Source organism: Bacillus sp. 95MFCvi2.1, assembly GCF_000374965.1.
Classification (GTDB): domain Bacteria; phylum Bacillota; class Bacilli; order Bacillales; family Bacillaceae_G; genus Bacillus_A; species Bacillus_A pseudomycoides.
Map to the genome: position 1 here is coordinate 1 of NZ_KB895756.1, position 7,836 is coordinate 7,836.

General features: G+C 31.1%; 6 protein-coding genes and 3 pseudogenes. 3 read left to right on the forward strand and 6 right to left on the reverse strand.

Annotation, left to right across the window (positions count from 1 at the left end):
* A partial coding sequence (locus C568_RS35970; RefSeq protein WP_231399127.1) for a hypothetical protein occupies positions 1 to 186 on the forward strand: 186 nt, incomplete at its 5' end.
* Between the two features lie 426 nt (positions 187 to 612).
* Here the strand turns inward: C568_RS35970 and C568_RS0129825 are convergent.
* From C568_RS0129825 to C568_RS0129845, 6 genes and pseudogenes are all read right to left on the reverse strand, one after another.
* Positions 613 to 1,521, reverse strand: coding sequence for a DMT family transporter (locus tag C568_RS0129825; protein WP_018783685.1), 909 nt, complete (start codon positions 1,519 to 1,521; stop codon positions 613 to 615).
* Between the two features lie 791 nt (positions 1,522 to 2,312).
* The gene (locus C568_RS0129830; protein ID WP_018783686.1) at positions 2,313 to 2,825 is read right to left on the reverse strand and encodes a DUF6141 family protein; all 513 of its coding nucleotides are present in this window, start codon (positions 2,823 to 2,825) and stop codon (positions 2,313 to 2,315) included.
* A gap of 109 nt (positions 2,826 to 2,934) precedes the next feature.
* Positions 2,935 to 3,039, reverse strand: a pseudogene (locus tag C568_RS35975) (DUF6262 family protein); the annotation flags it as partial.
* A gap of 153 nt (positions 3,040 to 3,192) precedes the next feature.
* Positions 3,193 to 3,792, reverse strand: coding sequence for an undecaprenyl-diphosphatase (locus C568_RS0129835; RefSeq protein ID WP_018783687.1), 600 nt, complete (start codon positions 3,790 to 3,792; stop codon positions 3,193 to 3,195).
* Positions 3,793 to 3,893: 101 nt separating this feature from the next.
* Entirely contained in the window at positions 3,894 to 4,631 is a 738-nt protein-coding gene (locus tag C568_RS0129840; RefSeq protein ID WP_018783688.1) for an ABC transporter permease, read from the reverse strand.
* The gene (locus C568_RS0129845; RefSeq protein ID WP_018783689.1) at positions 4,624 to 5,544 is read right to left on the reverse strand and encodes an ABC transporter ATP-binding protein; all 921 of its coding nucleotides are present in this window, start codon (positions 5,542 to 5,544) and stop codon (positions 4,624 to 4,626) included. The genes C568_RS0129840 and C568_RS0129845 overlap by 8 nt, the downstream gene beginning before the upstream one ends.
* 881 nt (positions 5,545 to 6,425) lie before the next feature.
* Here C568_RS0129845 and C568_RS35980 point away from each other — a divergent pair.
* Positions 6,426 to 6,508 (forward strand): annotated as a pseudogene (locus C568_RS35980) (LPXTG cell wall anchor domain-containing protein); the annotation flags it as partial.
* 983 nt (positions 6,509 to 7,491) lie between these two features.
* A pseudogene (locus C568_RS32295) lies at positions 7,492 to 7,836 on the forward strand (DDE-type integrase/transposase/recombinase); the annotation flags it as partial.

A 7,836-nucleotide genomic window follows, 5' to 3' on the forward strand; every position in this document is an offset into this window, starting at 1 on the left:
CATGCCCATCAACTTAAGAAAACAAGTTACACCCAAAAACAAAAAATCCCTCAGACAAGCAAAGGGATCACTTATTTACACAAAATTATTGACGGTGCAGATTTAATTTTTGATAACTATATATATTATTATTATGGTTATAATTATTCCTATAAAAAACATATTAGTTGGAAGGAATTTCAATAGCCAAAAAGCAGTCATAATTGTTGCTACTAAAAGAAATGGTAGCCATTCTTCATGTGTGAATTCTTTTTTGTTAGATAAAACAATTATATACCCTATTAATGGTAGTATTAAACATATTGTATATAAAAATTTACTTTGTAAATACCACGGTCTATTTTCCATATCTTTCTCCCATATACTTTTAATTACATTTTATGTTTATAATAAATTTTAATCAAGGGATACCGCCCATTGTAATCAAGCTAAAGCGAAATTGTATCTATAAAACGAAAAAAGCGTTATTCTTTTTGTAGAAATACACAGAAAGGCTGACGTTTTTTGGTATTTGAGGGTATTAAAATCTCCTGAATTGATGGGCATGTATAGTGACCCCTAATGCTGCTATTCAAAAGTTTACTTTCGAAAATAAGAAAAAGCCCTAAGTAGTTAGGACTCTTTTTGTATACTTTTAACAGGAATATTTAATTTGATTTTACGACTAGTTATATAAACTCCCATAAGTATAAAAACTAACCCAATGATTAATCTCCAACTTATATTTTCATTTAAAAGAATATATCCCCAGAAAATAGCTGATACTGGCACTAAGTATGTGGATATAGAAGCGAAGTTTGGGCTCCCTTTTTGAATTAAGTAAAAATAAAGTAAATAGGCTATACCTGATCCAAATGTACCTATTCCAATTAATGCGCCTATATGATGCCATGATATTTTAGTTAAAATTTGAATTGGTTCTTCTAAAAATAGAACTATGACACCACTACATATGCTACCGACTAATAATGTACCTAAAGAAATTTGGAACATGGATATTTCTTTAAGATAACGCTTTGTTATATGAGTTGCTAAACCATAGCAAAAAGTTGCTGTCAACATTGCAACGAAATTTAATGAATCAACTGAAAAAACATTTGATAAATGTATATCTGAGAGTATTAAAATACCTATGAATCCACTACATAGACCTATAATTTGGTTACGATTGGAACGTATACCAAATAATAAAATTCCTAAAACCATTGTCCATAATGGTTGGGTTGCATTTAAGACAGAAGCTAAATTACTAGTCATTTTTTGTTCACTAAAACAAATAAGTGTCCATGGAATTAAAGTATTTAGTATTCCTACAGCAAACAAAGGTATAAAAGGAATTTTCCCTTTAAAAGATTTGCGGAAAAATGGTATAAGTACAATAAGTGTTATAGCTCCAAAAGTTGATCGTAAAAATGCTACTACCAAAGGATTGAAATCTGCAACTAAAATCTTGAAAAAATAGAAAGATCCTCCCCAAATAAGGCTTAACATAATGAGTGTAAAGTATAATTTACGTGACATTTTTTCCCCTCTTTACTTTTTGATATGTATAGCTTTTTATCTATATATTATATGGATTTATTTTACATAAAATAGAATATAAAACCAAGCAAAAGAACCGCCATTTGTATGTTGCGGTTCTTTTTAATCATCATAGCTCTATATAACTAAAATTTCTTTACTTGTTTAAAGGGTTCCAGGATGTACTAATAACATCTCTAATTGCTAACTTACTTATATCAGTTGGAGTAATTGGGGTAACATCGTGTAAACAATGAGCTTTATCCCATAATACTCATCACCGTCAAGCTAAGAAAAGCAAATATCCCAAAACGAGAAAAAATGAGCTCAATTCTCATGGACACCTATGAAAATTTTCTTTCTCTACAGGTAGTTACTTTGAGAAGTCAGCTCATTTTCTCGTTTGGGAGGGTGCTTATTTTTCTTAAGTTGATGGATATGGGGTACGGCAACGATTCGTTCTTTTTCGGGCCACTTGTAAACAGCTTTGAAATGTATGATAAAACGTTGACTTTAAGGTAATTAGATTTGAAGTTTTTAAAAACGTTCTCTTTAAATATGTTCCGTAAACTTATTTTTTCAGTTGTTGTTTTGGAATAAAGTTTGATCAAAAAGCATTTGTAAACTCTCATATTATGCCAAGACAAAAGAAACCATTTTGAAAAATCTATTTATCAAGACCTAAATTAAAAAAACAAATAAATTTAAGGACATTACATATTTTATATGACTAATATGTAATGTCCTTTCTTATTCAACAATCGCGCCCGTTTGTTGAATATTAATTTTCATTATGCTTTTTGTGCCGAGTCCAATGCTTTTTTTAATTCGTCCGGTTTTTGAGTGCCGATTACCACTGTGTTATATTTCAACTTTAGCTCTATACCTTTCTTTCCATTCATGTTATAGGCTTTTTCACCCTTAAGGTTAAAATGAATTCCCCATCCTCCAAATCGTTTTAGTGGACTGTAGGTAATGCATTCATAGTGACGTATATTTTTAAAAAGGTACTGCTTATATTGAAAATGAAAAGGAACAAAACGAACATAAAGACCTTTTTCACGGACCTCAATGATCAGTTTCAATACCCCAAGCATTAATACAGGAAAGGCAATCCCAAAAAACAACCACAAAACAATTAATACCCCATTGGGAGCTGGTTTATCTCCAAACGGGGTATCAAGGATAATTTGTTGAATGAATCCATACCACATCAGTATGGCGATCCCCAATATGAGTATCCATACCCAAATTTGTTGTGGTCGCTGAACCTCACGAAAGATAACATGTTCTTGTTGTTTCATTAATGATTGTCACCTCCTAAATGGTTTATTTATTTGATTTAATTTCAAGATATTCTCTTCAACAATCTGGTCCGATAGTTGAAGTAGGAGAACAACGTTCTCCTATTGACTATAACATCTTATATACATCTGCGTAAGCTACTTTCAGTTGCTCTCTTAATTGCTTGTTTTCGTCTTCCAATTTCTTATTTTTCCTTTTTAGAGAAGCAATAAGGCCTCACCATATCATTTTGGGAATTTTTTATAGAATATTTGTTGATGACAGAATCCTGAACCATACACAATATCGTATGTTCCCTCTTCAATATACTGCTTTATTTATTTTAGATTTTTATAATGTACAGTTCTTTTTTACAATTATGTATACTCAAAAGTCTTTCGATTTGTTTTTGGATGGTAAGACATTTTGCTCCATTTTTTCATAAAGATTAAGTAATTGTTTGATAAATGCAATTTTCGGTGTTAACCAATACGAAAATAATGCTGAAATACTTCCTAATAAAGCTCCTGTTACGACATCGAAAGGATAATGAACTCCTACCCAGATACGAGAGATAGCTACACAGAGTGCAAGCACAAGCCATAACCATCCAGTCTTTTTACGAACAAGCCAAAATGAAAAACAAATTGAAAAAAATAGAATCGTATGGTCACTAGGAAATGAATTATCTACTGCATGATCGACAAGTTTATTAACATCAGGTAATACTGCAAATGGTTGATAATTCAAATGAAATTTCCCTGCTAGTTTTCCAATTATCTCAGCAGTCATGAAAGCAACCATCGCTTGAATAATCATCATCCTGTTTTTTCGAGATCGAGTAAACCAGTAAGCTATAATAATTAAGCCTAAAAAATATACCATATATTCCGCCAAAAATATCATGGGTGAGTTTAGGAATGAATATTGTTTACCTAAATCATTGATGGCTCGAAAAGCATCAATATTTAATTGAGAAAAAGACATTTAAAATTCCCTCCTTAAATCGATATATATCCATAAATTAAATATAAATCTAAATGGTTTTTATCTAATAAAACCTTAGGTAGGTTCAAATATTACATTGCTCAGTGAATATCTACCCTTTTAAAATAGGTGATTAATGCTATTAATCCAATAAAAGATGTTGCAAAAATAACAATATAAGAATATTCAGGAGGGTAAGTGGGAAGAAGCGTATTTCTTGAAATATCTCCTGCTGCTTGCCATGGAAACAATCCTCTATGTTTTGAATTTGTCGTCATTAAGTTTAATAAGACTATTACAATCGTAAATACCATAGTTGGTACATAACTCTTTAATACAATTGTTATAAATATGGCTGGTGTTGATAGAATAAAAAGAAATGCCCCACCTATAAGAAGTCGTTTTAAGGAATTTATTAATAATAATGAATTAAGACCTTTAAACTGTCCTAATAGACCGAAAATGACAGTTAGTCCCCAAGCAACCAAAATTAAGAGCATAATCCATAAGAATAAGACTATTAATTTGCTTATAAGGAATTTAATGCGTGATACAGGAATAGTTAATAAATTTTTTAATGTGTCTTCTGCATATTCACGATTAAAAAGATAAGCGGTGATGACTCCAAATAGAGGGACTCCAATCACTACAACAGTATACAAAGTGACTTCATTAAACAGTTGTTCAAACACAATAGTTGGAGTAGGATGTTTTGTTTTTATGCTTATATATGAAGCTACTACTACCATAAAAGGTGCTACCGCTGCCCCCATAATACTAATCAAAAGCATATAAGACCGTTTTAATTTTAATAGTTCTGTGTATAATAAACTAACCAATTGTTCCACCTCCAACCAATTTGGTGAAGTAATCTTCCAATTTATCCTCGCTCATCATAATTTTTAATACTTCAATATCGTTTTGGACAAACGCTTTATTAATCTTTCCTTGTTGTCCAAAATGAGAATAGACACGAATGTTTCCTTCATTATGAACCTCATAATCTGAGTTATGAAATTGATTTTCTAATAGCATCGCGGCCTTATTATCATTATTTACTTGGAATTCCAAGTATTGACGATTTGTTTTTCGAAGTGTATCAAGAGCAATCTCCTCTAATAGTTTTCCTTCATGAATAATTCCCATATGATCGACTAGCTGTTCGACTTCAGCTAAAATATGGCTAGAAATTAATATCGTTATATTTCTTTCCTTTGCTAAAGATTTAATCAGCTTTCGCATTTCTTTAATACCAATTGGATCTAAGCCGTTAGTTGGTTCATCTAATATTAATAATTCTGGATAATGGAGAAGAGATCTTGCAATTCCTAATCGTTGCTTCATTCCTAAAGAGTATTTTCCGACCAGTTTTTTCGCTTCATGTTGTAGTCCGACAATCTCTAATACTTCTTCAATCGTATTTTTTTTATGAACTCCAATGATTTTTGCATTAATTAATAAATTTTCCTTTGCGGTTAGATTTTCATAAAAACCTGGAACTTCAACAATTGAACCAATTCTTCTTAAAATTTCTTTCTGATTCTGCGCTAAGTCTTCACCAAATATTTCAATTTTTCCACTTGTAGGTTTTATTAATCCTAGTAACATTCGGATAGTAGTTGTTTTACCCGCACCATTTCGACCAATAAATCCATAAATCTGTCCCTGATGTACATTTAAATTCAGGTTATCAACTGATTTCTGGTTGCCATATCTTTTCGTTAAATTAACGGTTTTTATTATTGTACTCATGTGAAAATACCAACTTTCTTGTGTGTCTATAATTTTATTATGGGAAAAATCTTTTAAATGGGGTTTAACTATTTCTTAACTATTTCTTAATTAAGAAGTAGAAGAACAAATATTAAACAATGATACAAAAATAAAAAAGCAGCTGTACAAATAGCTGCTAAAAACTTATATTCAAAAAAATATAACAGATCTTATTTGTCTACCTTAACTAAGGATACATCAAGTTTATAACTTTGTTGTATATTATCCAATCTTCTTGTGAAATTTGTATCTTTGTTGCGAATACATACCTGTGTACAGAAAATTTTATATTTATGAATAGAGGATAAAACCCAATAATATCAACGTTTTCTAGCTATAATCATGTTCAGAAAGTGTGTAAACAAATCAATGTTCAATTAAACTTAGGTTTTTATCTTTCTGAACATATGTTCAGAAAGATAAAAACCTGTAATGATAAGGGTTTGTAGTCCTTAGCGTACAATTTTCCCAGAATGATATAGTGACCCCATCGCCATCAACTTAAAAAAACAGATCAACCCCAAAACGAAAAAAATGAGCTGAATGGTTATAAATAATTGTAGTGAGATAAAAATTTTCATTTAGGAGGGCACTGCATAACTTTAGCTTGATGGCGATGTGGCGGTACCCCTAGTTAGAACTAAAGAGAAACACGTTTTATAAAATTATGAAGGAATATGAAGAAGTAAAGTAGCCTCTATCCTGTAGGAAATGATTCTTTTTTGTTGCGATTAAATCTTTAAATGAAATACATCTAAACTGCATCTCATATTTATATAGCGGATATATCCTATAAATACATCCAATGTGATGTAAAAAAATATAAGAAGAGGGGAGAGGAATGAAAAAAACTATTACCAATTTGTGCGATAGCACTTTTTCAATAGGTTATTCTTCAGCAGCGAGTGCGTCTACTGGAACAATAATAAAGGAAGAAATAGCAATTCAAGAATAATAAAATTAAAGTAAGTTGACAAAACCAGGCTCTGGTTCAAAAAATATTTTCATTGTGTACACTGATAATATTAATAAATAAAGGACGTGTATGACGATGACAAAGGCAGCTGAGCGCTTTTTTAACAAAGTCTTGGCTGCCTTTCATACTATAAACCTCGTATGATAACTGCAGATGGCGCTAAAGCCCATCTTGTTGTAAAACAAGTAAAACAGCATACTTCAAGATATGCCACTTCATGTAAAAAAATATTTAAACAATATCATTGAACAAGACCGTTGGTATATTAAAAAACGGAATTGGAACATGTTAGAATTAAAATCCTTTTAAACTGCTAAAAAGATAATCAATTGAATAGAGGTCATAAATATGGTCAAAACGAGACAGATAGATTTAGGGGACTAGTCAATATTTGCATCAAGCACTTGGTTGTATTCATTGTATAAGATAAGATCCCGTTAGGAATTTACAACACATTTGTCCTTATATTCATATTTGCACTAGAACCAATAAGGCAAATGCTCTTCAATGCGATTAGGAGTAATGAATAGGATATAAGCAACTAACTTGTCCTACATTGCAATATATGTAAAAGGTGCAGTATGTATTAAACTCCCCTTATACCCTAAGGAGGACTACTATGTGTAATTTTCGTACAATACTAATCATTTTGTTTTTCATGTTAGTTAGTTATTTATTTTTTTATGGTAGAATACTCTTCTCAGCAGAAGGGTAATTCATCATCAATATATAATTCATATATAACAAAGAAAAAATTACTATAATGGATGCTTCTTTCTTTTCCTAAAAAAGATAGATTTTTAATCTACTAACCCAGGAATACTATGTTTATGTTAACGCGCTAGTAATACTTTATATGGTTCTGGTGCGAAAACTTCAAGATAATTGCAAGTAATCTCTAAATCTTGGACATACTGATCCTATTACTCTAAAAAAGGTGTGTGATCAGTATGGAAAAGCGAAATTTATTCAAGTGGAAGCATTATCGTCATGATATTATTTTGCAAACAGTAAGATGGTACCTACGGTACAACTTGAACTTTCGTGATTTGGTGGAAATGATGGAGGAACGGGGCTTATCCTATAGCAGTTGAAGAATTGAGAAAAGAAAAAAAGATGCCATTAGGCATCCAACTAAGGCAAGTGAAATATCTCAATAACATAGTGGAACAAGATCATCGGTTTATTAAAAAGCCAGTTCGTTCGATGTTAGGATTGAAATCCTTTCGCACAGCTACATCCATTATTTCTGGAATAGAAGCTATGCATATGGTAAAAAAAGGGCAACTTGTTTT

Coding starts and splice junctions, on each gene's coding strand:
- C568_RS0129845 (WP_018783689.1), bottom strand. CDS start 5,544: ATGAGTACAATAATAAAAACCGTTAATTTAACGAAAAGATATGGCAAC.
- C568_RS0129830 (WP_018783686.1), bottom strand. CDS start 2,825: ATGAAACAACAAGAACATGTTATCTTTCGTGAGGTTCAGCGACCACAA.
- C568_RS0129835 (WP_018783687.1), bottom strand. CDS start 3,792: ATGTCTTTTTCTCAATTAAATATTGATGCTTTTCGAGCCATCAATGAT.
- C568_RS0129825 (WP_018783685.1), bottom strand. CDS start 1,521: ATGTCACGTAAATTATACTTTACACTCATTATGTTAAGCCTTATTTGG.